Origin of the sequence: Sphingomonas mesophila, from assembly GCF_003499275.1 — a bacterium.
GTDB classification, from domain to species: domain Bacteria; phylum Pseudomonadota; class Alphaproteobacteria; order Sphingomonadales; family Sphingomonadaceae; genus Sphingomicrobium; species Sphingomicrobium mesophilum.
In genome coordinates, this window is sequence record NZ_QWDF01000001.1 from 763,535 (window position 1) to 788,077 (window position 24,543).

Consider the following 24,543-nt stretch of genomic DNA (forward strand, 5'->3'; position numbering starts at 1 on the left):
CAGAGATTTGTCTCGCCGCTCCTGCGGCCGTTCCGCTGAACGCAGGCTTAGCGGCCCATGCCCTTGAGCGAGAGCCGAAGCGCGAAGGTGTTGCCCTTGCGGAACTCGCCGATGCGCTCATAGTCGCGCTTCCACGACAGGCCAAGCTCGAGGCACTCGTCCTCGTAGGCGAGGCCAAGACGGTGGCGCACCGGCTCGTAGCCGTCGGCCAGGCTCAATGGATCCTCCGCGCGGCTGGTAAGGTCGATCACGGTCGATCCGAACAGCGACCAGTAGCGCGCGAACCTGACCCGTCCGGCGAGCCGCAATTCCTCCTTGTCGCGCAGATCCTCGAAGGTCGAATCGATGTCGCGGTCGAGGTGGAGGTAGCCGATCTGGGCATAGGTTTCGTAGGTGCCGACGGTAAGGTCGAGCTCGTTGCGCCGCGGCGCGAGGCTGTCCTTGTCGAAGCGGAAGCGGTGGGTGAGGTCGACGAAGCTCCCGAACCGAACGCGCGTGCGCCCGACGATGTCGGAGAAACGATCGGTGAGGCCGGTGCCGTCGGGGAAAATGCTCGGTTCGCGGGTTAGGCGATAGCTCTGGCCGATCACCGTCGCGATCGACACGTTCGGACGATCGAGCGTCCATTCCAGCCCGTAGGTCAGCCGCGAACCGTCTTCCCAGCGATCATGACCGGGGAAGCGGTTCAATGCGAACAGATTGCTGTCTTCAAGGTCGACCGAGCGGGCGTCCTCATTGGGGATGGCGAGGTTCTGGGTCGGCGGGGTCAGGACGAGCTGGAGCCGCGGGGTGAGCCGCTGGGTGCCGCCGAACGCCGAACCGATGAACGGCCACTTGGCGTCGGCCGCGAGCGCGCCGATGCCGCGCACGTGCCAGCCGTTGCGTCCGGCATAGGCCGGTGTCAGCGTCTCGTCGTTGTTGCTGGTGCGATAGACGTCGCCGCGCCCGAACGCGGTCAGGGTCAGTTCCTGTCCCATGCGCGTGAAGCGCCTGAGGTCCCACCGCCCGCTGGCGAAGGCGCGCTGGGTGTCCTGGCCGTCGAGACGAGCGATGGCGAGGCTATTACCCTGGACCTCGAAGCGCCCGCCAAGCCAGGGATCGTCGAACAGGAAGCGCGCGTCGATCGCCGGCAGCGCGATCGGGATCGACCGCTGGCGGTCGTCGACGCGCAGGCCCTGAAATGCCCAGCCGGCGATCGAGATGTAGCTGTCCTCGTCGATCCGCTCGGCCTCGAGGAAATTGCGCAATACATCGTCGCGGCTGAGATCGTAGCGGCGTAGAACAGTCTTGTCGCTCGCGACCCGGAGCGCGCCGGTGAGGCTCCAATACGGGTCGAGCTGGAACTTGCCGTTGCCTTCGACGTAGGCGCGCAGGTCACGGCGTTCGGTCGGCGTGGGGTCGTTGGGATCGGGGTCCTCGACCCGGCTGTAGGTGACGAAACCGCCAAGCTGGTAGGCGCCGAGCGTGGTCAGCTGGCGGAACTTGCCCTCGATCGCCGGTGCGGTCTTGGAATAGAGGTGCGGGGTGACCGTCAGGTCGCGGTTGGGGGCGAGCCGAAAATAGTAGGGCAGTGCCAACTCCAGCCCGTTGGAGCTCGAAAAGGCGATGTCCGGGACCAGCGCGCCGGTGACGCCACTGCCGCCGCCGATGCTGAAGATCGGGAGCAGCGGGATGGCGACACCGAACAGGTTCAGCCGGCCGCCCTGAAAGCGAATCCGCCCGGTCGCCTGATCCTGGATGACCCGAGCGGCGGTAATCTTCCAGCTCGGGTTGCGCGGGCAGCCGGCGGCATTGGTGACCGGGCAAGGCGAATAGACCGCATTGTCGAGGGTCGTCAGGCCGTCGGCGCGCACGGCCCGGGCAGCGGCAATCCGGCCGCCGCTGTCGAGCACCACCAACAGATTTTCGATCGTTCCGTCGCGCAGGCTGTCGGTCAGCGCGACCCGCTCGCCGACCAGCTTGTCGCCCTCGGGATTGACCACCACGACATTGCCTTCGGCGACCACCTCGCCAGTGCGGCGGGTCCAGGTCACGCGGTCGGCGGCGAGGTGATTGCCGTCGCTCGCCATGCGTACCCGGCCGTCGGCGACGATAACGTCGGCCGCGCTGTCGTAGCTGACGCGGTCGGCGGAGAAGTCGATTTCGCGCGCGTCGGGCGCGGGCGCGGCTTCAGTCGCGACACTTTGATCCTGCGCCGCGGCCGGTGCGGCGAGGGCGAGCGACAGCGCCGAACAACACAGCATTTTCAGCGCCATACGCACGTTTCGGTCAGCCCGCCCCGGTAGGTTTTCGTCTCTTTGCCGCCTTCGCCTATCGCAGGTGAAGTGAACGGCGGCAATCCGCCTTGCCCGGTCCCCGCGGCGCGGCCTTTGCTTATTGTCGAGCCGGACCGTAAAGGCGGCGCGACCCGTTACCGCCGTAGATTCAGGACGTTCCCCAATGCAAATCCATTTCGCCGAACAACGCCCCGCCGGGGACTATGCCCTCGTGCTGCCCGTCAGGTCGGACGGCGACGGAGTTCCAGAAGTGCTCGGCGCCGACCGCGAGGCGGTCGCCGCCGCAGCGAAGCGCCAGCGCTTCGCGGGCGAGAGCGGCTCAACTGCAGATGCCTATCTAGGCGCCGACGGCGGACGCCGTTTGTTGCTGGTCGGGATCGGCGACAAGACCGACGTCAAGGCGGCCGAGAAGCTTGCCGGGACGGCGGTCGCGCGGCTGCTGACATCGGGCGAAACGCATGCGGTGATCGACCTGTCCGGGTTCGACTTTGCCGCCGACGCCGCGGCCCGAGCCGCGCTCGCCGCCGAGCTCCGCGCCTGGCGCTACGACCGCTACCGCACGCGCCTCAAGGACAAGCACAAGCCGACCCTCGCGCGGGTCACGATCGTCGGTGGCGGCAAGGACGCCGCGGCGCTGTGGAAGCAGCGCTTTGCCGCCGTCGCCGCCGGCGTGGCACTGACCAAGGAGCTGGTGACCGAACCGGCGAACATCATCTATCCCGAAAGCTTCGTGTCGCGGGTCAAGGCCAATGCCGAGGGCACCGGCCTCGAGATCGAGGTGCTGAACGGTCCGGCCATGGCCAAGCTCGGAATGGGCGCCTTGCTCGGCGTCGCCCAGGGCTCGGTGCGCGAGCCGCGGCTGTTGGTGATGCGCTGGAACGGCGGCGCCAAGGGCGAGGCGCCGATTGCCTTGCTCGGCAAGGGAGTCACCTTCGACACCGGCGGGATCTCGATCAAGCCGGCGCTCGGCATGGAAGCGATGAAGTGGGACATGGGCGGCGCGGGAGCGGTCGCCGGGGCGATGAAGGCGCTCGCGATGCGGGGGGCCAAGGCCAACGTCATCGGCGTGTGCGGGCTGGTCGAGAACATGCCCGACGGCAACGCCCAGCGCCCGGGCGACGTGGTGACGACGATGAGCGGCCAGACGGTCGAGGTGATCAACACCGACGCCGAGGGGCGGCTCGTCCTGTGCGACGTGATGACCTGGGTCCAGCGCACCCACAAGCCGCGGCTGATGGTCGATCTCGCGACGCTGACCGGGGCGATGGTGATCAGCCTCGGCCACGAATATGCCGGCATCTTTGCCAACGACGACGAGCTCGCCGGGCAGTTGCTGGCGGCGGGGCTCGATAGCGGCGACCTGCTGTGGCGCCAGCCGCTCGGCGAGGCCTACGACCGGCTGATCGACTCGCCGATCGCCGACATGAAGAATGTCGGCCCGCGCGAGGGCGGTTCGATTACCGCCGCGCAATTCCTCCAGCGGTTCGTCGAGGACGGCACGCCTTGGGCGCATCTCGACATCGCCGGAATGGCCTGGTCGCCCAAAGACAAGACGACCTTCTCCAAGGGCGCGACGGGCTATGGCGTGCGCCTGCTCGACCAGTTCGTGGCGGGCTTCGAGGGCTAGACGACCGCAGGTGCGAGTCGATTTCTACCAACTTGGCTCCGGCGCCGGCCCAGACTCGGTGATTGCCCGCATCGCCACCAGGCTGCTTGACGAAAACGAGCGGCTGCTGGTGGTGGCCGACGACGAAGCCCTGCTCGCCCGGCTCGACCGCCTGCTGTGGGAGGCGGGGCGGACCAGCTTCCTGCCGCATGGCATCGCTGGCGGAGCCGACGATGCGCGCCAGCCAATCCTTCTGTCGACCGGCATCGACGCGCCGAACGGGGCGCGCCATCTGCTCATCGCCGACGGCGTCTGGCGCGAGGCCGCGCAGCATTTCGAGCGCACCTTCTTCTTGTTCGACGAGGCCGGCCGCCAACCGGCGCGGGCGGCCTGGAAGGCGCTCGGTAGTGAGTCCGAGCGACATTATTGGGCGAATGAAGACGGCAAGTGGGTCGAGAAGGGCTAGGCCGGGCTCAGCGCGACGCGGGGTGACCAGGGTCGGCCCTTGAGCCGATATGGTGCGCCGTCGACGTTCATCGGCTGGCAGATCGTCCTTCGCCGGGTTTCGCGGTGCAATAGCTTGCGGTCCAAGGGTTCGCCCGGCCCATACATCGGCCGCACACCTTCCTGGCGGAGCATTTCGCTATCCCGGCGGGCGATAAACAGAATGCTTGCCGTCACATTCTTGATTTCGACCAGGTCGCGCTCGGCCTCATGCAGTCGTCCGTCCGAAAAGGGGCCGGCGCGGTCTTCGAGAATCAGCAATCGGTCGAACGCATTGCGTTGGCGGTCGACCAGAGTTTCGTGAATATCTTCATTCGCCCACAGGGTCGCCGTCTCAAGCACGGCCTGCGAATCCATCTTGAGCGGAATTTCTGTGCCGGTGGCCAAATCCCAGCTGTCGCCGAAGCCGCCGAAATTGGGCGGAAATCCAATGTTTTCGATTTGGGGTAGCCGGCCCGTCGAACGGGCTTGAGCAAGCAGTTCGTCGAGCTCGCCGATCCGTCTCGCCATGCACGGTTGCAGCTCGAGCTCGGACAAATACACCGCATGGACCAGGCCGAGCTCGCGCTCGATCGCCGTTTGCGTGGAGGCGATCCGCAGCTTCCAACGAATTTCCTCGACGACCTCGCCAATGCCGAGCGCAATCAACACGCCGAGCGTGGTGACCAGGATATCGCGCGCGAAATCCCGGCTCCGCACAATCCGCGCAAGGCGGCCGCGCTTTGCCGGCCGCTGCGAATGCTCCGTCGCCTCGCTCATCCCGACCCCGCTTGATCGCCCCGCAGCCAGCCCGTAGAGAGCCGCGCAAATCCTACCCCGTCAATCCACTTTTCCGGAGAATTCGGATGGCGCTCAGCCGCACCTTTTCGATCATCAAGCCCGACGCCACCCGCCGCAACCTGACCGGGGCGGTCACCAAGATGCTCGAGGAAGCCGGGCTGCGCGTGGTCGCGTCAAAGCGCATCCAGATGACCCGCGAGCAGGCCGAGGGTTTCTACGGTGTCCACCGCGAGCGGCCGTTCTTCAACGACCTGGTGACCTTCATGACCTCGGGTCCGGTGGTCGTCCAGGTGCTCGAAGGCGAGGACGCGGTGAAGCGCAACCGCGACATTATGGGCGCGACCAATCCGGAGAACGCCGAGCCCGGCACGATCCGCAAGGAACTCGCCGAATCGATCGAGGCAAATTCGGTCCACGGTTCGGACAGCGACGAGAATGCGGCGATCGAGATCGCACACTTCTTCAAGCCCGAAGAAATCGTCGGCTAGGCCGGCGGTGGCGCTGAAGCTCGACCATCTCACCATTGCGGTCAGCGATCGGGAGCGGTCCCGAGCCCATTACGACAAACTGCTTCCGTTGATCGGTTTCGCGCCGACCGACGGCGGAAACTGGGCCGATTCGAACGGGCTGTACATCCAGTTCGTCGACGCTCGGCCGGGGACCAGCGCCTACGAACGCTATGGCGCAGGGCTCAACCATTTCGGTTTCGCGATGGATAGTCCTCGTGCCGTGGAAGACTTGCGCGAGCGGCTGATCGCGGCCGGCATCGATTGCCAACCGCTTCAACAGCTCGGCGGGGCGGTGGCGCTGTTCCTGCCCGATCCCGACGGGCTGCGCGCCGAATTCACTTTTTATCCGCCCGGAACGCCGCCGGTCGGCTAGAAGCTGTCGGCGATGTCCTGGAGTCGGGTCAGCCGTGGCGGGGCGGCGGCGCGCCAGCTTCGCTCGAGCCAGTCGCGCACCTGCTCCCAGTCGACGTCGCGGCGGTTGAGCTTCAGTCCGAGCCAGCCCGAAGCGCCATAATATTTCGGCCAATAGTAGATGTCCGGCTGGGCCTCGATCAGCCCGCTCATCTCGTCGGGTCCGCTGGCCTTGACCAGCAAGCCGACCGCGTCCTCGCCATGGTGCCGATCGGCCAGGATGGCGAATAGCTTGGCGCTCTTTTCTGAGCCGACTGCCCAGCCCGGCGACCCATGTGATGTCTTGCGGCCGACCTCGTCAAATTGCCTGGCTAGGGCATCGACCTGCTCCTCGATCCAGCCGGCATCGAGCGGACGCGAGGCATATTGCGCGAGGACCCGCGGGTAGAGCTGATGCTCGGCGATGAGCACGCGCTCCTCGAGCGTTGCGGCCGTGTCACCGGGCAGGATGGCGACTTCGACCTGACCGAGGATTTCGCCCGAATCGACTTCGGCTGTGACCAGGTGAACCGTTGCGCCGGACTTCGCATCGCCATTGTCGATCGCGACCTGGTGGGTGTGCAGCCCGGGATAGCGCGGCAGCAGCGAAGGGTGGATGTTGACGATCCGGCCAGCCCATCGCCCCACGAAATCCGCCGGAATGATGCGCATGAACCCCGCGAGAGCGACGAGATCGATTTTGCTTGCGCGCAGACTGTCTTCGAGCGCCTGCCAATAGCCTTGCTTGAGCACGGACTGGTCGAGCCGCTCGACCGCGATGCCTTCCGCTTCGGCGACGACCAAAGCGGGCGCCTTGGGCTTGTCGCCGCTGACGAGGAACACTTGGTAGGGACAGTCGGTGGCGCGTCCGGCGTAAATCAGCGCGGCCATGTTCGAGCCGCGCCCGGAGACGAGGATCGCGACCCGCGCCTTATCCATCGTAATCCGCGGTCCATGCGCTGCGCGCACTCCAGGTGCCGGCGGTTCCACGCACGGTACATCCTTTGTCACCTGCTTCAACCCGGCCGATGCGGAAGACAGTTTCGCCGGCAGCGGCAAGCTCGCTGGCCACATCGTCCGCGTCGTCTTCGGCGACCACGGCGACCATGCCGATCCCGCAATTGAAGGTGCGCGCCAACTCCTCCGGCTCGATGGCACCGCCGGCCTGGAGGAAGGAGAACAGGCTCGGCAGGGGCCAGCTGTCGACATCGACAATCGCCCGGCAGCCGTCCGGCATCACGCGCGGGAGATTCTCGAGCAGGCCGCCGCCGGTGATGTGGGCGAGCGCGTGGAAGCGGTTGCGTCGCGCCAGCGAGAGCAGGCTCTTCACGTAAATGCGGGTCGGTTCGAGCAACGCCTCGCCGAGCAAGCGGTCGTGGTCGAACAGCGCCGGGCGGTCGAGCTTCCAGCCGTTGCGCTCGATCAGCCTTCGGACGAGCGAGAAGCCGTTGGAGTGGACCCCTGAGCTTGCGAGCCCGAGCAGCACGTCGCCGGGCGCGACGCGGTCCCCCGTCAATGCCGCCGAACGCTCGACGGCGCCGACGCAAAAGCCGGCGAGGTCGTAGTCGCCCTCTGCATACATGCCCGGCATCTCGGCCGTCTCGCCGCCGATCAGCGCGCAGCCGGCGATCCGGCATCCCTCGGCGATCGAGGCGACCACCGCGGTCGCCACCTCCGGTTCGAGCTTTCCGGTGGCGTAGTAATCGAGGAAGAACAACGGCTCGGCGCCCTGCACGATGAGATCGTTCACGCACATCGCGACGAGGTCGATCCCGACGCCGCCATGCAGCCCGGTGTCGATCGCCAGCTTGAGCTTGGTCCCGACCCCGTCGTTCGCGGCGACCAGCAGCGGATCGTCGAAGCCCGCCGCCTTCAGATCAAAGAAGCCGCCGAACCCGCCGATTTCGGCGTTGGCGCCGGGCCGCGCAGTGGCTCGCGCGAGCGGGGCGATGGCGCGGACCAGCGCATTGCCGGCGGCGATCGACACACCGGCATCGGCATAGGTCAGTGGCTTTTCGCTCATCCTCGCCGCGCCTAGCCACAAGCCGCTTGGATTTCCACGCCATTGTCGCCAAAAGCCGCCCATGGTCCGAAGCCGGCGCCTGACGATCCTCACCGCTTGCGCCGCCGCGGCCCTCACCGCCGGCGGGACGCTGGTCGCGCAGCTGGAATCGGGCGAGCGCGGAATCCTCCCGATCGACAGCTCGGGAACGCTTGAGATCACCGGAATCAAGGTCGACGTCGGCGGCAAGAGCGCGGCCGAGGCGCGCTTCGCCGGCTGGCGGATCGCCCAGCGCGAGGGCTTCAAGGCGCTTTGGGCCAAGCAGCACAAGCGGCCGTTGAGCGAGGCGCCGACCTTGTCGGATTCGGTGCTCGATACGCTGGTCAGCTCGATCATCGTCGAAAAGGAGCAGATCGGGCCGAATCGCTACATCGCGCAGCTCGGCATCCTGTTCGACCGCGCCCGCGCCGGCGAGCTGCTGGGCGTCGTCGGCCTTCAGCGGCGGTCGGCGCCGATGATGCTGTTCCCCGTCATGCTGACCGGCGGGTCGATGACGGCGGTCGAGCGGCGCAACCCATGGCAGCGAGCGTGGGCGCAATTCCGCACTTCGCAGAGCCCGATCGATTATGTGCGGCCGAGCGGCCTAGGACCCGACCCACTGCTGATCAATGCCGCCCAGACGCGGCGGCCGGGCCGCGCCTGGTGGCGCAACATCCTCGATTACTACGGCGCGGCCGACATCCTCATCGCCGAGGTGACGGTGCGCCGCGCCTATCCCGGCGGCCCGGCGGTGGCGCGCTTCGTCGGCCGTCACGGCGCCGACGGGACGATCCTCGGCGGCTTCACGCTGCGCGCCAAGGACAGCGCCGACGTGCCGCGAATGATGGCCGAGGGCGTGCAGCGAATGGACCGGCTGTTCAGCGATTCGCTCGCCGCGGGACTGCTCGTGCGCGATACCAGCCTGATCACCATCGAGCCGCCGCCGCCGGTCGAGGAGGAGGAAGTCGAACCCGCCAAGGCGCTGCCGCCGGTGCGGGTCATCCAGATCCAGGTCGTCACCCCAAGCGAGCAGACGTTCGCCTCGGCGATGGGCGAGGTGCGCGGCGTTCCCGGAGTGACCTCGGTGTCGCCGCGCAGCACCGCGATCGGCGGCTGGTCGCTGCTGCTGGTCGGCTATCGCGGCGATATCGGAGCGCTCGGCTCGGCGCTGTCGGCACGCGGGTGGGCGGTCAGCAACGTCGGCGGGACATTGCGCCTCACCCCTGCGCTCCCGCCGCCCGCCCAGCCGCAGCCACAGCCGCCGCAGCAGACCCAGCCATCGCCGCCGGACAATCGCAGCGGGCAACAGTGAGCCGGGCGCCGGACCAGATCGCGCTTCCGCTCGACTGGCCCAAAGCGGAGGGCCCGGACCGCTTCATCCTGGCGGAGTCGAATCGCGCGGCGTTCGAGCATTTCCGTGCGTGGAGCCTGTGGCCGGTCAAGGCGACGGTGCTCGCCGGGCCGCGCCGCTCGGGCCGGACGATGCTCGCTCGGGCCTTCGTCGAACGGGTCGGTGGACGGCTGTTCGACGATTGCGAGCTGCACGACGAGGAGGCGCTGTTCCACGCCTGGAATTCGGCCCAGGACAGCGGCCGCCCGGTAGTGTTCGTGACCGGCGATCGCGAACCGTGGCGGATCGCGCTCCCCGACCTGCGCACCCGGATCGCGGTTACTCCGGTGGTGCGGATCCTCGATCCCGACGACGCGCTGTTCGAGCGGCTCGTTGAACTCCTGTTCGCCGACCGCGGCCTGGTCATCCCGCCCGAGTCGCTGCGCTATCTCGTCCAGCGCGTGAACCGGGATTATTGGACCGCGGAGCGGGTCGTCGAGGCGATCGACCGCTTCGCCATCGCCGACCGGGCGCGGCTGACCGTTCCGACCGTGCGCCGGGCGCTGATCGACGCCGGGCTGATCGACTCGCGGGGCGCGGCATGACCGCGCAGCCACCGCACACTCGGTTTTTCAATCGCGAACTCAGCTGGCTGGCGTTCAATCGCCGCGTTCTCGAAGAGGCAACCAATACCGCTCACCCGCTGCTCGAGCGGCTGCGCTTCCTGTCGATCTGCGGGCTCAACCTAGACGAATTCTTCACCACACGCGTGGCCGGGCTGAAGGCGCAGCAATTGCGCGGCATGGAGGATTTGTCGCTTGACGGCCAGACTCCGACCCAGCAGCTCGAGGCGATCGCGCGCGAAGCCGATGCGCTCGTCGTCGCGCAGCAGGCCGAATGGATGATTCTGCGCGAGCAATTGGCGGACGAGGGGCTGCAGGTGGTCGGCGTCGGCGATCTTTCGAAAGGCGAGCGCGAATGGCTCGAGGATCACGTCCGCGAGCAGATCCTCCCCGTTCTCACGCCACAGGCAATCGACCCCGCGCACCCTTTTCCGTTCATCCCGAGCGGCGGGTTTAGCCTGATCTTCAACCTTCAGCGCGGCCGGCGGCAGGAGCCCGTCACCGAGCTGCTGATGATCCCGCCGATGCTGCCGCGCTTCATTGCCTTGCCGCGGGTCGCCAAGCGCTTTCGCTTCATCGCCATCGAAGCGGCGATCGAGGCGCATCTCGAACTGGTTTTCCCCGGCTTCAAGCTGCTCGCCTCGGGCGCGTTCCGGCTGCTGCGCGACAGCGACATCGAGGTCGACGAGGAGGCCGAGGACCTGGTCCGCTACTTCCGCTCGGCGATCCAGCGGCGGCGGCGCGGGCGGGTCATCCGGCTCGAGTTCGACGACGAGACTCCGCCCGAGCTCGAGACTTTGGTGCGCGAGGGGGTCAAGGCAGGCTCGGCACTGATCGCCGAGAGCGGCGGCCTGATTGGCGTGGCGGACCTGAGGCAATTAGTCGAGACCGACCTTCCGGGGCTCAAGTTCGCGCCCTACAGCCCGCGCTTCCCCGAGCGCATCGCCGAGCATGACGGCGACTTCTTCGCGGCCATCCGCGCGAAGGATTTCATCATCCACCACCCGTATGAGAGCTTCGAGGCGGTGGTCGGGTTCCTGCGGCAGGCCGCCGTCGATCCGGAAGTCATCGCCATCAAGCAGACGCTCTATCGCGCGGGTAAACAGTCGGAGGTGATCGACGCACTGGTCGCCGCGGCTGAGGCCGGCAAGTCGGTGACCGCGGTGGTCGAACTCAAGGCGCGGTTCGACGAGGAGCAAAATCTGCTGTGGGCCAGCCGGCTCGAGCGCGCCGGGGTGCAGGTCATCTATGGTTTCGTCGAGTGGAAGACCCACGCCAAGGTCTCGATGGTCGTGCGCCGCGAGGGCAGCGCGATCCGGACCTACTGCCACTTCGGCACCGGCAATTATCACCCGGCAACGGCGCGCATCTATACCGATCTCAGCTTCTTCACCGCCTCGCGGCGGGCGGCGCGCGATGCTGCCAAGCTATTCAACCTGACCTCGGGTTACGTCCAGCCGCGCGGGCTCGAATTGCTGACGCTTAGCCCGCAAAGCCTGCGCGACAAGATCCTCGCGCTAATCGACGTCGAGATCGCCAACGCGCGCTCCGGGCGCCCTGCGGCGATCTGGGCCAAGATGAACAGCCTGGTCGACCGCTTCGTCATCGAGCGGCTGTACGAAGCGAGCGCGGCGGGGGTGTCGATCGATCTCATCGTCCGCGGGATCTGCTGCCTGAAACCAGGGGTGGCCGGCCTGTCGGGCAACATTCGCGTCAAATCGATCGTCGGCCGATTCCTCGAGCACAGCCGCATTTTCGTGTTCGCCAATGGCGAAGCACTGCCGCACCGCAAGGCGCGCGTGTACATCAGCTCGGCCGACTGGATGGGGCGCAATTTCGATCGCCGCGTCGAATATATGCTGCCACTCCAGAACCCGACGGTTCACGCCCAGGTCCTCGACCAGGTGATGATCGCAAACCTGATCGACAATGAGCAGAGCTGGGAGCTGCTTGCCGACGGCAGCTATCGCCGGCTCAGGCCCGGCAAGCGGCGTTTCAACATGCAGCATTACTTCATGACCAACCCGTCGCTGTCCGGCCGCGGCCAGGCGTTGTCGGGCCGCGACGTGCCCAAGCTCAGCCTGTCCCAGCGGGGCGGGGCATGAGCGTCGACGTCCTGCCGCCGACGGGGATCGTCGACATCGGCTCAAACTCGGTGCGCTTCGTGGTGTTCGGCGGCAATGCGCGAGTCCCCTCGACCCTGTTCAACGAAAAGATTTCGCCCGCGCTTGGACGGGGCGTGCAGCGTGACGGGCGGCTCGAACAGGCGGCGATGGCTCGCTCGCTCGCTGCGTTGACCCGCTTCGCCCGATTGGCGCGCGACATGAACCTGGAGCGCCTTCATGTCGTCGCCACGGCTGCCGTCCGCGATGCCGACAATGGCGGCGAGTTTCTCGCCGCAGTGCGCGATGCAGGCCTCGACGCGGTCGTGCTCTCGGGCCCGGAGGAAGCTGAGTTGGCGGCGCTCGGCGTGCTATCAGCAATTCCCGACGCGAACGGTGTGGTGGCCGATCTCGGCGGCGGTAGCCTCGAACTCGTGCGCGTTGCCGACGGCGCGCCAGGCGAGCGGATTTCGCTTCCGCTTGGGGTGCTCCGGGTCGGTGGCATGAGTCGTGGGGCGCTTGCCGAACAGATTGCGCTGGCGGTGGTCGGCCTCGGCTTCCCAACCGGCCAGTCGCTTTATCTGGTCGGCGGTTCGTTCCGGGCGCTGGCCCGGCTCGACCTGGCCGATCTGAATCACCCGCTGCCGATCATCCATCAGCATGCCATCGATCCGGAGCGGTCGGCCGTCCTTGGCGAACTGCTTACGACAACACCCGGCGAGGCACTTCGCAAGATCACGCGGCTAAGCGCGGGGCGGATCGAGATCCTTCCTGCCGCGCTCGCGGTGTTTCAGGCGCTCATCGATGTGCTCGCGCCGCGGGCCGCGGTGACCTCGGCGTTCGGGCTGCGCGAGGGACTGCTGTTCCGTGATCTCGTGCCGGCGATGCGGGCGGAGGACCCGTTGCTGGCCGCGGCGCTGGAGATTGGCGAGATGCTCGGCCGGTTCGGCGACCACGGCGACCTCATTGATCGCTGGATCGCGCCGCTGTTCGGAGACGACGATGCAGCGGCGGCGCGAATTCGCCGGACCGCCTGCCTGATGAGCGATGTCGCCTGGAACGCCCATCCCGACTACCGCGCCGAGCGTGCGGTGGAGATGGCGCTGCACGGGAATTTCGTCGGCATCGATGCGCATGGGCGGGCGCTGCTCGGCCAGGCGCTGTGCCATGTGTTCGGAAGCGACTTCCGCTTGCCCGATGCGGTGGCCGGGCTGCTCACGCCGGCCGAGTGCGAGCGGGCGTCGGCGTGGGGGCGGGCGATTCGGCTTGCGCAGCGGCTGTCGGGGGGAGCGGAGAAGGGGCTGAAGCGCTCGACGCTCGAGCTACGACCCGGGGAGTTGGTGTTGACCGTCAAGGGCTCGACCGATGTCGTGGGGGAGAGCGCGCTGAAGCGGCTCAATCAATTGGCAGCGGCGCTCGGCCGGGCGGCGCGGGTGGAGGCGGGCTAGCCGCAGACCACGCGTTCGACGCGGTTGGCGCGGTCGAGGTGGACCGTGACCCGCTCGCCGCGAAAGTCCATCGTCACCATCGTCCCCTCCGGCACCCAACGCAGCGTCGTCGCCCCCGACTGGCGCTTGATTTCGGCGGCGAGGGTTTCGCTGCGGGTCTTGCCGACGAAGCGCTCGAGACCGTTGGGGGCGCAGAGGCCAGTGCCGGCCGACGGCTGGGCTTGGGTGGCGCAGGCGGCGAGGGTCAACGGCGCGATGCCGAGCAAGAGCGGTGTGAGCCGGTGCATGCGGAGGACAACGCTGGACAGTGCAATGGTTTCCTAAATCGCGGTGCGGGTCATCTTGAGGCGGCCGTCTTCGGTGGCGAAGGCGAGGCGGCCTTCGACGAGGTCAAGGGCGTCGCGGCCGAACTGTTCGAAGCGCCAGCCGCGGAGGATCGGAAGGCCGTCCCGGACGCCGGCGGCGAGGGCCTCGAGATCGTCTGAGCGGGCGATCAGCTTGGACGCCACGCCGGTCTCGCGCGAGCGGATTTTCAGCAGCAATTTCAACAGGTCAGACACCAATACGGCATCCTTGGTGAGCCCCGGCCGCTTGGGCCCGCGCTCGGGCAGATCGTCGGCCGACAGGGGCTCGGCGCCCTCGAGCGCCTCCATCAGCCGGCCGCCGATGTCGTTGCTGCGCCAGCCCTGCGACAGCCCGCGCACGCGGCCGAGATCGTCCTGCGTCTTGGGCGGATGCGACGCCAGCTCGCCGAGAGTGTCGTCCTTGATGATCCGCCCGCGCGGTAGGTTCTTCGAGCGGGCCTCGCGCTCGCGCCAGGCGGCGAGCGCCTTGAGGCGGCCGAGCAGCTGCGGATTGCGGCCGGGCAGCTTGAGCCGCTTCCACGCGTCCTCGGGCGCGAAGGCGAAACTCGACGGGTCGGCGAGCCGCTCCATCTCGTCGTCGAGCCAGTCGCCGCGCCCGTTCTTGCGCAATTTGTCGACCATCCGCGGGAAAATCGTCGAGAGATGGGTGACGTCGGCGATGGCATAATCGATCTGGCGCTTGTCGAGCGGACGGCGCGACCAATCGGTGAAGCGCGCGCCCTTGTCGAGCGCGTGGCCGAGCATCGATTCAACCAGGCTGGAATAGCCGACTTGCTCGCCGAACCCGAGCGCCATCGCCGCGATCTGGGTGTCGAACAAGGGCGCGGGGGTCTTGCCGGTAAGGTTGTAGATGATCTCGAGATCCTGCCCGCCAGCGTGGAAGACCTTCAGGACGTCGTCGTTGTCGACGAGGAGGTCGAGCAGCGGCTTGAGGTCGATGCCCTCGGCCATCGGGTCGATCGCCGCCGCTTCCTCACTCGAGGCGATCTGGATCAGGCACAGCTCGGGCCAATAGGTGTTCTCGCGCATGAACTCGGTATCGACCGCGACGAACGGGGCCGCGGCGAGACGCTCGACCAGTTCGGCAAGCGTGGCACTGTCGGAAATCAACTTGTGAATCTTCATGTTGGCGCGGGCCATAGCGGCGCGCGCGGGTTGACAAAAGGGGAGTGGGCGGGAATTCGCCGCGCCACTTTCCCGTAGGACCGAGCATGCACAGCTACCGCACCCATACTTGCGCCCAATTGCGCGCCAGCGATGCCGGATCGACGGTCCGGCTGTCGGGCTGGATCCACCGCAAGCGCGACCATGGCGGGGTGCTGTTCGTCGACCTGCGCGACCATTACGGCCTGACGCAGGTGGTCGCCCGCGCCGGGACCGAGGGACTGACGCTGCTCGATTCGCTGCGGGTCGAATCGGTGGTGACGGTGACCGGCCAGGTGGTCGGGCGCGAGGGCGGGGCGGTGAACGCCAAGCTGCCGACCGGCGACATCGAGGTGATTGCCGATACCATCGAGGTCCAGTCGCGCGCCGACGAGCTGCCGATGCCGGTCGCCGGCGAGCAGGACTATCCCGAGGATATCCGGCTCAAGTACCGCTACCTCGACCTGAGGCGCGAGCGGCTGCATGCCAACATCCTGCTGCGATCGAAGGTCATCGCGTCGATCCGGCAACGCATGATCGACCAGGGCTTCACCGAATTCCAGACGCCGATCCTGACCGCGTCGAGCCCGGAAGGGGCGCGCGACTATCTGGTTCCGAGCCGGGTTCATCCGGGCAAGTTCTACGCGCTCCCGCAGGCGCCGCAGATGTTCAAGCAGCTGCTGATGGTCGCCGGCTTCGACCGTTATTTCCAGATCGCGCCCTGCTTCCGCGACGAAGACGCGCGCGCCGACCGAAGCCCGGGCGAATTCTACCAGCTCGACTTCGAGATGAGCTTCGTCACCCAGGACGACGTGTTCAACGCGATCGAGCCGGTGCTGTCGGGCGTGTTCGCCGAGTTCGCCAACGGCAAGTCGGTGACCCCGGCGGGTGAATATCCGCGCATCCCCTATAAGGACGCGATGCTGAGATATGGCAGCGACAAGCCGGACCTCCGCAATCCGCTGCTGATCCACGACGTCGGCGAGCAATTCCGCGGATCGGGCTTCGGCCTGTTCGCCGGGCTGGTCGAGAAGGGCCTTGTGGTCCGCGCCGTGGCTGCTCCCGCAACCGCCGACAAGAGCCGCAAATTCTTCGACGACATGAACGAGTGGGCGCGCGGCGAAGGCTTCGCGGGCCTCGGCTATGCGACCCGCAAGGGCGGCGAATGGGGCGGGCCGATCGCCAAGAACCACGGCGCCGAAGGCATGGACCGGATTGCCGAGATCATGGACCTGGGGCCCGACGACGGCATCTTCTTCGCCGCCGGCACTCCGGTCGAAGCGGCAAAGCTAGCCGGACTGGCGCGCACCCGGGTCGCCGAGCAGCTCGGGCTGATCGAGGAAGGGACGTTCAAATTCTGCTGGATCGTCGACTTCCCGATGTTCGAATATGACGAGGAAGCGAAGAAGGTCGACTTCAGCCACAACCCATTCTCGATGCCGCAGGGCGGGATGGAGGCGCTGGAGAGCAAGGACCCGCTCGACATCCTCGCTTGGCAATATGACATCGTCTGCAACGGCGTGGAGCTGTCGAGCGGCGCGATCCGCAACCACCGCCCGGACGTCATGTACAAGGCGTTCGAGATCGCCGGTTATGCGCGCGAAGAGGTCGACGCCAATTTTCCGGGGATGATCGGGGCGTTCAAATATGGCGCTCCGCCGCACGGCGGATCGGCGCCGGGCATCGACCGGATCGTCATGCTGCTGGCCGACGAGCCGAACATCCGCGAGGTGATCGTCTTCCCGATGAACCAGAAGGCCGAGGATTTGATGATGAACGCCCCGGCCCCGGTGACCGCCAAGCAGCTCAAGGAATTGTCGATCAAGCTGGTCGAGGCGCCCGCGCCCCAAGCGGCTTCGGCACCTGCTGCAACGCCGGCGCGTTAACTGCCCCGATCCGGGATTCGTGGGCCCAAGCGGCTGATTGAAGGGCCGTTTTCTTTGCGTTAGCACCCGCCGGGTGCCGATCGATTTAACCGACAGCCCAGGCGGCGAGCTGATCACCGGGCAGGGCGAGGCCGTGCTCGGCACGCTGCGCGACCGGATCACGCGCGCTCAGGCGCGGCAGGTGGCCGGCGGCGGGCGGGCGATCGTCGTGCTCGAGGGGCTGGAGGGCAGCCTCAAGGCGCAGGTCGCGCGGCAACTGGCGGCAGCGCTCGATCCGCGCTTCCTCGCCACCCACAATGTCCGGCCCGACCGCCGCCGATCGGGCGAGGGCCATTGGCTGGCGCGCTTCTGGCGCGACCTGCCGGCCAACGGACGCACCGCTCTCTATGTCCACAGCTGGTATCACCGCGTGCTCGAGGACCGCGTGCTGGGCCTGGCCGAGCCGGCCGAGTGGGGGCGCGCGCACGACGAGATCAACGAGTTCGAATCCCAGCAGCGCGACCACGGCACGCTGATCCTGAAATTGCTGTTCCACGTCACCGAGGCGGTGCGCGCGCGGCGGCTGACCGAGCAGGCGGCAGATGCCGCGGCAATCCCGGCAATGGGCCCGGAGGAATTGCGCGGGAGCCAGTTGCGCGGCGCCTATGACGAGGCGCTCACCCACATGCTGGCGCAGAACAACATGCGCTGGTCGCCGTGGGTGGTGGTCGATGCCGACAAGCCGGGCGGGGCTTTGGTATCGGCGCTGACCGCGGTCGCCAACGGCTTCGAGGCGGCGTTCGTCGAAGGCAAGGCGGGCCAATCGCCGGCGGTGCCGCTGCGCCGGGCGCGGGGCAAGACCGACTGACCTACGGGTAGGTGATCGCGATCACCTCGTAGCTCTTCTCGCCGGCGGGAAGTCGGACGGTGCGCTCGTCGCCGACCCTGGCGCCACGCAGGGCGCGGGCGAGCGGGGCGCTCCAGCCGATCCGGCCGTCGGAGGCGTCGGCCTCGTCGTCACCGACGATCGTTACCGTGCGCCGAGCGTCGTCCTCGTCGGCGAGTTTGACGGTGGCGCCGAAGCGCACCTCGTCGCGGCTCGGCTGGGTTGCGGGATCGACCACTTTGGCGAGCTTCATCACCCGCGCGAGGTGCGACAGGCGGCGGTCGATCTCGCGCAGGCGCTTGCGGCCGTAGATATAGTCGCCATTCTCCGAGCGGTCGCCGTTGGCGGCGGCCCAGGAGATGACCTCGACCAGTTTGGGCCGCTCCTCGCCGAACAATTGATCGTACTCGGAGCGAATCGCGGCGAAGCCCTGCGGGGTGATGAAGCGGTCGGGCGGCCGCCCCGGAGCGGGCATCAGCCGGGCCGCGACTTGCCGAGGAATTGCGACAGGCTGGCCGACTGGCTGGGCGCGTTGAGGCGGTCGTAGACGACGCTGTTTTCGAGCACGCGCTGGACGTAGCCGCGGGTTTCCATAAACGGGATCTGCTCGATCCAGCGCAAGATGTCGACATTGCCGCGGCGCGGATCGCCGAAGCGCGCGACCCATTTGTTCACATTGCCGCCGCCGGCGTTGTAAGCGGCGACCGCGAGCACGTAATTGCCGTCGTAGCGGCTGACCAGGCGCTGGGCGTGGTTGCTGCCGAGCATGACGTTGTAGGCGGGATCGGTGGTGAGGCGGCTGAAGTCATAGCCGACTCCGGCCTTGCGCGCTTCATCGCTGGCGGTGCCGGGCATCAGCTGCATCAGCCCGCGCGCTCCAGCGTGGCTGACGACCGAGCGGTCGAACGAGCTTTCCTGGCGGGTGATGCCGTGAACCAGCGACCACAGGCGGCCGGGCGGGACGCTCGAGGCGTGGGTCGGGAAGGCCGGGCGATAGTAGAAGGGCGAGCCGTCGTTGCGGGCCGAGCGGGCGACCCACACCGCGACGTCGGGACGACGCAGGCGCTGGCCGAGCTCGACCGCGAGGATTCGGTCGGAGTCGGTGGTGAGGCTCTCGGAGAGGGCGCGGACGAACAGGGTCGCTTCGTCGCGGCGGTTCTGCTGGGCGAGCAGCTCGACCGCACGGGCGAGGCGGTTGCCGGCGAAGGCGGCGCGCTGGGCGGGGGTGACGAGCATCGTCGGGAGGTTGGCGGGCGCTGGGACCGGGCGGCCGAGGCGCTCGAGCGCGAGCTGGCCGTAGAACAATTCCGGGTAGCGCGCGGCCTGCGCGAAATAGGCGTTCGCCTCGGCCCCGCGGGCGGCATAGGACATCGCCCGGCCGGCCCAATAATAGCCCTTGCTGGTGACCTGCAGCGAGCGCCCGCCGTGGGCGTATTTGACGAAGGCGGAGGCGGCGGCGGGATAGTTGCGGGTGCCGGTCAGCGCGGCCTGGCCGGCGAGCCAGGTCAGGGAGGTATAATTGTCGCGCACGGCGTAGGCGAGGTCCGAGACGTCGGTGCCAGGCGCATAGGCGTCGTCGACCTGGCTGGCGATGGCGTAAGCCTGGCTCCACGCGCCGGCATTGTAGGCGTCGCGGGCGAGGATCAGCAGCATATCGTACCAGCGGTCGATGTCGGCCGGGCGGTGGACGAAGCGGTGCGGGCGGGCGGCGAGGGCGCGGGCGCCGGCGCTGTTGCGGTAGGTGTCGTTGAGGAAGCGCAGGCGGTCCATCAGGAGGCCGGCGTCCTGCGAGAGCTGGCCTTCGACCATGCGGTAGAGGGAGTCGCTGTCGGGCGCCGACTTCTGCATCGCGATGCGGGCCTGGAAGGCGGCCCGGCGGGCGGGGGAGGCGTAGGCGAGGGCCGAGGCGGCGGTGTCGGGCTTCTTGTCGAACAGGAGAGCGTCGACCCGGCGGTCGTGGTCGGCGGGGGAGAGGGCGCTCCAGAAGCGGGCGCGGACGGCACCTTCGTCGGCGAGCGAGAGGTCGGGCGAGGCCCAGGCTTCGCGCGCGGCCGTGGCGGCTTCGCTTTGGCGGCCGGCGGCGGCGAGCGCCTCGGCATAGCGGGCCCAGCCGTTGGCGGTGCGCGGCTTGTCGGTGCGGAAGAAGGTGACGATCGACGGGCCGTAGTCGCCGGCGCGCAGCTGGCGCTCGGCGGCGCGGCGCATGCGGGTCTCGTCGGGCCAGTCGGGAAAGGCGTTGAGAAAGCGGGCGTAGTCGCTGAACGCATAGCCGTCGGAGGCGCGCAGGCGGCGCCAGTCGTTCAGCGCGTAGGAGATTTCGGTCGCCGAGACGGGCCGGGCGAAGGAGGGCTGCGCGGGCTGCGCGGTAACGCTTCCCGAGGGCAGAGCGAGGAGGAACAGGGCAAGAGCCGGGATACGCATGCTGGACAGGATGGCCCGCCGCTTCTTATCACTCGCTGAACGCATTCCCCGACCCCCGATATATTTCGCGCCGCTCCAGGCGAAGTGAAGGAAAAAGCATGTTTTTCGGCTCGATACCCGCGCTGGTGACGCCATTTGCGGCAGGACGAGTCGATCTCGCGCTATTCCGTGCATTCGTCGAATGGCAGCTGGCCGAAGGGTCGGACGGGCTGGTGCCGTGCGGGACGACCGGGGAATCGGCGACTCTCTCGCCCGAGGAGCATCGGTCGCTGGTTGAGGTCGCGGTCGAGGCCGCGGGCGGGCGGGTGCCGGTGCTGGCGGGATGCGGGTCGAACGACACGGCGCATGCGGTGGCGCTGACTCGCAGCGCGATGAAGGCCGGAGCGAGCGCGGCGCTGCACGTCCCGCCTTATTACAACCGACCCAACCAGGACGGCATTTACGCGCATCTCGCGGCGGCGGCGGAGGTCGGGCTTCCGGTGGTGCTCTACAATGTCCCGGCGCGCACGGTCACCGACATCGCGGTCGAGACGATGGCGCGGCTGGCCGAGCTGCCGAACGTGATCGGGGTCAAGGACGCGACCGGCAACCTGGCGCGGGTGTCGGCGCAGCGCGCGGCGTGCGGCGCGGATTTCCTCCAGCTCAGCGGCAACGACGACATGGCGCTGGGCTTCAACGCGATGGGCGGGGTGGGCTGTGTCAGCGTCACCGCCAATGTCGCGCCGAAGCTATGCGCCGACTTCCAGCGGGCCACGCGCGAGGGCCGGTGGGAAGACGCATTGAGTCTCAACGATCGGCTCTATTCCCTTCATGCTGCGCTGTTTTCCGACGCCTCGCCGGGGCCGGCCAAATATGCGCTGAACCGCGTCCGGCCGGATTTTCCGAGCGAGCTGCGGGCGCCGATGACCCCGCCGTCGGAGGCCTCGCGGCGGGCGGTCGACGCAGCGCTGGCCCATGCCGGCCTGATCTAGGTGACCGCGTTCGAGCTGTTCTTCGGGCTGAGCTCGGTCATCCTCGGCCTGGCGCTGGCGCAGATCGCCAATTCGCTGCAACTGCTGCTGCGCGCCGGCAGGCGCGTCAAATGGGCGCCCGAGCCGGTGCTCCAGGCGGTGCTGATCCTGCTGATCGTGGTGTCGGTGTGGACCGACCAGTGGAACGAGCGCGACGTCGCCGCCTTCACCGTCGGTCAATGCCTGTTGCAGGTGGTCAAGCTGCTCGCTTTGTTCATCGCCTCGGCCGCGGTCCTTCCGGAGACCCACGGCGACGGCGCAGTCGACCTCAAGCAGCATTATTTCGACGCGCGCCCGGTCACTTGGGGCGCGCTGGTCACGGGCCTGATCCTGTTCCTGGCCTACGCCATGCTGTTCGGCGGCGCGAAATTCAGCCTTGCGAGCTTTGCCGAGTGGGCGTTCCTGCCGGCACTCTACACGCTGCTGATCTTCGTCCGCTGGCGGCCGCTTCACCTCGGCGCGCTGATCTTCGTGGTGGTCGTGTTCTCGATCCAGATCCTCGGCATCCGCTTCGGCTGAGCGGCTTGGCAGCGGCGGCGCTTTGCGCCTAGGGCCGCGCACATGGCAGCCCCGTCAATCAACGAGTTCGACAAGGTGAAGGTCGTCGCCGAGAACCGGCGGGCGCGGTTCGACTATTTCATCGAGGAGCGGTTCGAGGCCGGGATCGCGCTGCAGGGCACCGAAGTGAAGGCGCTCCGCATCGGCGAAGGCTCGATCGCGGAGAGCTATGCGACGGTCGAGGGCGAGGAGGCGTTCCTGATCAACGCCAATATTCCGCAATATGCCGCCGGAAGCTGGATGAACCACGATCCCAGGCGCAAGCGCCGGCTGCTGCTTCGGCGGCGGCAGATCGACAAATTGACCGGCGCGATCCAGCGCCAGGGCCTGACGGTGATTCCGCTCAGCATCTATTTCAACACCAAGGGCAAGGCCAAGATCGAGCTGGGGCTGGCGCGCGGCAAGAAGACCCACGACAAGCGCGCGACGATCAAGGATCGCGACTGGAAGCGCGACCAGCAGCGGATCCTGCGCGCACATAAGTAAGGATGCGCGCCGTTTGCCGAACGGCGGCGACCGGCTATCGATGAACAGACGACCCGCGCGTTCGACTCGCCCGATGGCGACCATCGACCTCATTGCTTGTGGAGAATTGCCCGTGACCCAAAGGCTTGTTTCCCTCGCGGCGCTGGCCGCTGCCCTCGCCGCTTGCGCGACCACCCCGCCGCCGGCGCCGATGGCGAGCGCCGAACCGCAGGCGGTGGCCGAGCCGGCCGCGGCCGAGCCGGCAGCGGCGTCGACCCCCAAGATCGGCACGTTCGGATTCGACAAGAGCGGGATGGATACGACCGTCCTGCCGGGCGACAATTTCTACACCTATGCCAACGGCATCTGGGCCAAGAACACGCCGATCCCGGCCGACAAGTCGAACTATGGCATGTTCACCATGCTCGACGATCTGTCGAAGGAGCGGACCAAGGTCATCGTCGAGGAAGCGGCGAAGGATCCGTCGAACAAGATCGGCGCGGCCTATACCGCCTATCTCGACACCGCCGCGATCGAGGCCAAGGGCCTGACCCCGATCCAGCCGTGGCTGGACGAGATCGCCGCGCTGTCGAGCAAGTCGGCCTATCCGGCACTGCTCGCCAAGGCCGCCAATGCCGGAGTCGGAACGCCGTTCCCGCTGTTCGTCGGCCAGGACGACAAGTCGCCCGACCGCTACGTGCCGATCATGTTCCAAGGCGGGATCGGCATGCCCGACCGCGACTATTATCTGTCGAAGGACGCCAAGATCGTCGCCACGCGCGGCAAATATCTCGAATTCCTGACGGCGATGCTGAGCGAGGCCGGGGTGCCGAACGCCGCGGCGCGGGCCAAGGCGGTGCTCGACTACGAGACCAAGATCGCCGGGGTCCACTGGACCCAGGTCGACAGCCGCGATTCGACGAAGACCTATAATCTGCTGACCCTGGCGCAGTTGCAGTCGCGCGCGCCGGGCTTCGACTTCCGCCGCTTCCTCGCCGACAGCGGGGTCAATTTCAACGAGGTGGTGGTGTCGCAGCCGAGCGCGGTGACCGGGATCGCCAAGCTGATCGCGGCGGCGCCGCTGCAGGTGCTCAAGGACCAGCTCACCGCGCGCAGCATCGGAAGCTATGGCGCGGTGCTGCCCAAGCGCATCGACGACAAGGTGTTCGCGTTCTACGGCACCGCGCTGTCGGGCACTCCGGAGCAGGAGGCGCGGTGGAAGCGCGGGGTCAATTTCGTCACCGGCGCGCTGGCCGACGACGTCAGCAAGATCTATGTCGAGCGCCACTACCCGCCCGAGACCAAGGCGGCGATGGACGCGCTGGTCGCCAATGTCGTGGCGGCGATGGGCCGGCGGATCGACGGGCTGGCGTGGATGAAGCCGGAGACCAAGGCGCGAGCGCGCGCCAAGCTGGCCAATTTCACCACCAAGATCGGCTATCCCGAGCGCTGGCAGGACTATGGCTCGCTCGAGATGCGGGCCGACGACGCGTTCGGCAATGCGCAGCGGGCGATTGCCTGGGGCCGCGCCGACAACCTCAGCAAGCTCGGCCAGCCGATCCGCCGCTGGGAGTGGGGTATGACCCCGATGACGGTCAACGCCTACGCCAATTTCGGGATGCAGGAGATCGTCTTCCCGGCCGCCATCCTGCAGCCGCCGTTCTTCGATCCCAACGCCGACCCGGCGATCAACTATGGCGGGATCGGCGCCGTGATCGGTCACGAGATCAGCCACCATTTCGACGACCAGGGCGCCAAATATGACGAGCAGGGTCGGCTCAGGGACTGGTGGACCAAGGAGGACGTGGCGGCGTTTGAGCGGCTGACCAAGGAACTGGTCGCGCAATATGACGCCTACGAGCCGCTGCCGGGGATGAAGGTCAAGGGCGCCTTCACGCTGGGCGAGAACATGGGCGATTTGGCCGGGGTGACGATCGCCTATGACGCCTATCGCCATTCGCTGGGCGGCAACGAGGCGCCGGTGATCGACGGGACGACCGGCGACCAGCGCTTCTACCTCGGCTGGGCGCAGGTCTGGCGGCGCAACTACCGCGAGGCGAACCTGCGCCAGCGGCTGATCACCGATCCGCACTCGCCGAGCGAGCAGCGCGTGTGGGTGGTGCGCAATTTCGACCGTTGGTACGACGCGTTCAGCGTCCAGCCGGGGCAGAAATTGTACCTGGCGCCGGACAAGCGCGTCCGCGTCTGGTAACGAAAGGCG

22 protein-coding genes are annotated in these 24,543 nt (G+C 67.6%); 14 read left to right on the forward strand and 8 right to left on the reverse strand.

What is annotated here, in order from left to right; genetic code table 11:
- Window positions 1–47: 47 nt before the first annotated feature.
- Window positions 48–2,255, reverse strand: coding sequence for an LPS-assembly protein LptD (locus D0Z60_RS04015; RefSeq protein WP_118857059.1), 2,208 nt, complete (start codon window positions 2,253–2,255; stop codon window positions 48–50).
- Between the two features lie 184 nt (window positions 2,256–2,439).
- Between D0Z60_RS04015 and D0Z60_RS04020 the strand changes: the two genes are divergently transcribed.
- Together D0Z60_RS04020 and D0Z60_RS04025 are read left to right on the forward strand one after the other, a co-directional pair.
- Window positions 2,440–3,903, forward strand: coding sequence for a leucyl aminopeptidase (locus D0Z60_RS04020; protein WP_118857060.1), 1,464 nt, complete (start codon window positions 2,440–2,442; stop codon window positions 3,901–3,903).
- Window positions 3,857–4,348: a DNA polymerase III subunit chi gene (locus D0Z60_RS04025; RefSeq protein ID WP_275896706.1), complete on the forward strand. Its 492-nt coding sequence runs from the start codon at window positions 3,857–3,859 to the stop codon at window positions 4,346–4,348. The genes D0Z60_RS04020 and D0Z60_RS04025 overlap by 47 nt, the downstream gene beginning before the upstream one ends.
- On the opposite strand, the gene D0Z60_RS04030 is transcribed toward D0Z60_RS04025, so the two are convergent.
- Window positions 4,345–5,145, reverse strand: a complete 801-nt coding sequence (locus tag D0Z60_RS04030; RefSeq protein WP_118857062.1) for a hypothetical protein — start codon at window positions 5,143–5,145, stop codon at window positions 4,345–4,347. The two genes, D0Z60_RS04025 and D0Z60_RS04030, sit on opposite strands and share 4 nt — an antisense overlap.
- An 86-nt stretch (window positions 5,146–5,231) precedes the next feature.
- On the opposite strand from D0Z60_RS04030, the gene ndk reads away from it, so the two are divergent.
- Window positions 5,232–5,654 (forward strand): nucleoside-diphosphate kinase, encoded by a 423-nt coding sequence (gene ndk, locus D0Z60_RS04035; RefSeq protein WP_118857063.1) that lies wholly within the window; start codon window positions 5,232–5,234, stop codon window positions 5,652–5,654.
- Window positions 5,655–5,661: 7 nt separating this feature from the next.
- Window positions 5,662–6,048 carry a VOC family protein gene (locus D0Z60_RS04040; protein WP_205421035.1) on the forward strand — a complete coding sequence of 129 codons (387 nt, stop codon included), beginning with the start codon at window positions 5,662–5,664 and terminating at the stop codon, window positions 6,046–6,048.
- Here the strand turns inward: D0Z60_RS04040 and purN are convergent.
- Complete coding sequence (purN, locus tag D0Z60_RS04045; RefSeq protein WP_118857064.1) at window positions 6,045–7,004, reverse strand: phosphoribosylglycinamide formyltransferase; 960 nt, start codon at window positions 7,002–7,004, stop codon at window positions 6,045–6,047. The genes D0Z60_RS04040 and purN overlap by 4 nt on opposite strands.
- Window positions 6,997–8,088, reverse strand: a complete 1,092-nt coding sequence (gene purM / locus D0Z60_RS04050; RefSeq protein ID WP_118857065.1) for a phosphoribosylformylglycinamidine cyclo-ligase — start codon at window positions 8,086–8,088, stop codon at window positions 6,997–6,999. The genes purN and purM overlap by 8 nt, the downstream gene beginning before the upstream one ends.
- A 61-nt stretch (window positions 8,089–8,149) precedes the next feature.
- Between purM and D0Z60_RS04055 the strand changes: the two genes are divergently transcribed.
- From D0Z60_RS04055 to D0Z60_RS04070, 4 genes are read left to right on the forward strand one after another with little or no spacing between them, the layout of a single operon-like run.
- Window positions 8,150–9,418 (forward strand): heavy-metal-associated domain-containing protein, encoded by a 1,269-nt coding sequence (locus tag D0Z60_RS04055; protein ID WP_118857066.1) that lies wholly within the window; start codon window positions 8,150–8,152, stop codon window positions 9,416–9,418.
- Entirely contained in the window at window positions 9,415–10,041 is a 627-nt protein-coding gene (locus tag D0Z60_RS04060) for an HdaA/DnaA family protein (RefSeq protein WP_118857067.1), read from the forward strand. The genes D0Z60_RS04055 and D0Z60_RS04060 overlap by 4 nt, the downstream gene beginning before the upstream one ends.
- Window positions 10,038–12,164, forward strand: coding sequence for an RNA degradosome polyphosphate kinase (locus tag D0Z60_RS04065; RefSeq protein WP_118857068.1), 2,127 nt, complete (start codon window positions 10,038–10,040; stop codon window positions 12,162–12,164). Before D0Z60_RS04060 ends, D0Z60_RS04065 begins: the two co-directional genes overlap by 4 nt.
- Window positions 12,161–13,609: a Ppx/GppA family phosphatase gene (locus D0Z60_RS04070; RefSeq protein WP_118857069.1), complete on the forward strand. Its 1,449-nt coding sequence runs from the start codon at window positions 12,161–12,163 to the stop codon at window positions 13,607–13,609. Before D0Z60_RS04065 ends, D0Z60_RS04070 begins: the two co-directional genes overlap by 4 nt.
- Here the strand turns inward: D0Z60_RS04070 and D0Z60_RS04075 are convergent.
- Window positions 13,606–13,896 carry an I78 family peptidase inhibitor gene (locus D0Z60_RS04075; RefSeq protein WP_118857070.1) on the reverse strand — a complete coding sequence of 97 codons (291 nt, stop codon included), beginning with the start codon at window positions 13,894–13,896 and terminating at the stop codon, window positions 13,606–13,608. The two genes, D0Z60_RS04070 and D0Z60_RS04075, sit on opposite strands and share 4 nt — an antisense overlap.
- A 33-nt stretch (window positions 13,897–13,929) precedes the next feature.
- Complete coding sequence (gene rnd, locus D0Z60_RS04080) at window positions 13,930–15,099, reverse strand: ribonuclease D (protein ID WP_118858429.1); 1,170 nt, start codon at window positions 15,097–15,099, stop codon at window positions 13,930–13,932.
- 86 nt (window positions 15,100–15,185) lie between these two features.
- On the opposite strand from rnd, the gene aspS reads away from it, so the two are divergent.
- Together aspS and D0Z60_RS04090 are read left to right on the forward strand one after the other, a co-directional pair.
- Window positions 15,186–17,003, forward strand: coding sequence for an aspartate--tRNA ligase (aspS, locus tag D0Z60_RS04085; RefSeq protein ID WP_118857071.1), 1,818 nt, complete (start codon window positions 15,186–15,188; stop codon window positions 17,001–17,003).
- Window positions 17,004–17,076: 73 nt separating this feature from the next.
- Entirely contained in the window at window positions 17,077–17,850 is a 774-nt protein-coding gene (locus D0Z60_RS04090) for a polyphosphate kinase 2 family protein (protein WP_162888065.1), read from the forward strand.
- A 1-nt stretch (window position 17,851) separates the two neighbouring features.
- Here the strand turns inward: D0Z60_RS04090 and greB are convergent, their stop codons facing one another.
- Both greB and D0Z60_RS04100 read right to left on the reverse strand, forming a co-directional pair.
- The gene (greB, locus tag D0Z60_RS04095) at window positions 17,852–18,343 is read right to left on the reverse strand and encodes a transcription elongation factor GreB (protein WP_118857073.1); all 492 of its coding nucleotides are present in this window, start codon (window positions 18,341–18,343) and stop codon (window positions 17,852–17,854) included.
- Window positions 18,343–20,289: a lytic transglycosylase domain-containing protein gene (locus D0Z60_RS04100; protein WP_162888066.1), complete on the reverse strand. Its 1,947-nt coding sequence runs from the start codon at window positions 20,287–20,289 to the stop codon at window positions 18,343–18,345. The genes greB and D0Z60_RS04100 overlap by 1 nt, the downstream gene beginning before the upstream one ends.
- Before the next feature lie 98 nt (window positions 20,290–20,387).
- Here D0Z60_RS04100 and dapA point away from each other — a divergent pair, with 98 nt between their 5' ends.
- From dapA to D0Z60_RS04120, 4 genes are all read left to right on the forward strand, one after another.
- Window positions 20,388–21,260 (forward strand): 4-hydroxy-tetrahydrodipicolinate synthase, encoded by an 873-nt coding sequence (gene dapA, locus D0Z60_RS04105; RefSeq protein ID WP_118857075.1) that lies wholly within the window; start codon window positions 20,388–20,390, stop codon window positions 21,258–21,260.
- A complete protein-coding gene (locus D0Z60_RS04110; RefSeq protein WP_118857076.1) occupies window positions 21,261–21,818 on the forward strand; it encodes a hypothetical protein in 558 nt (185 codons plus the stop codon).
- Between the two features lie 42 nt (window positions 21,819–21,860).
- Complete coding sequence (smpB, locus tag D0Z60_RS04115; protein WP_118857077.1) at window positions 21,861–22,343, forward strand: SsrA-binding protein SmpB; 483 nt, start codon at window positions 21,861–21,863, stop codon at window positions 22,341–22,343.
- A 73-nt stretch (window positions 22,344–22,416) separates the two neighbouring features.
- Window positions 22,417–24,534: a M13 family metallopeptidase gene (locus tag D0Z60_RS04120; protein ID WP_420822775.1), complete on the forward strand. Its 2,118-nt coding sequence runs from the start codon at window positions 22,417–22,419 to the stop codon at window positions 24,532–24,534.
- Window positions 24,535–24,543: the final 9 nt, after the last annotated feature.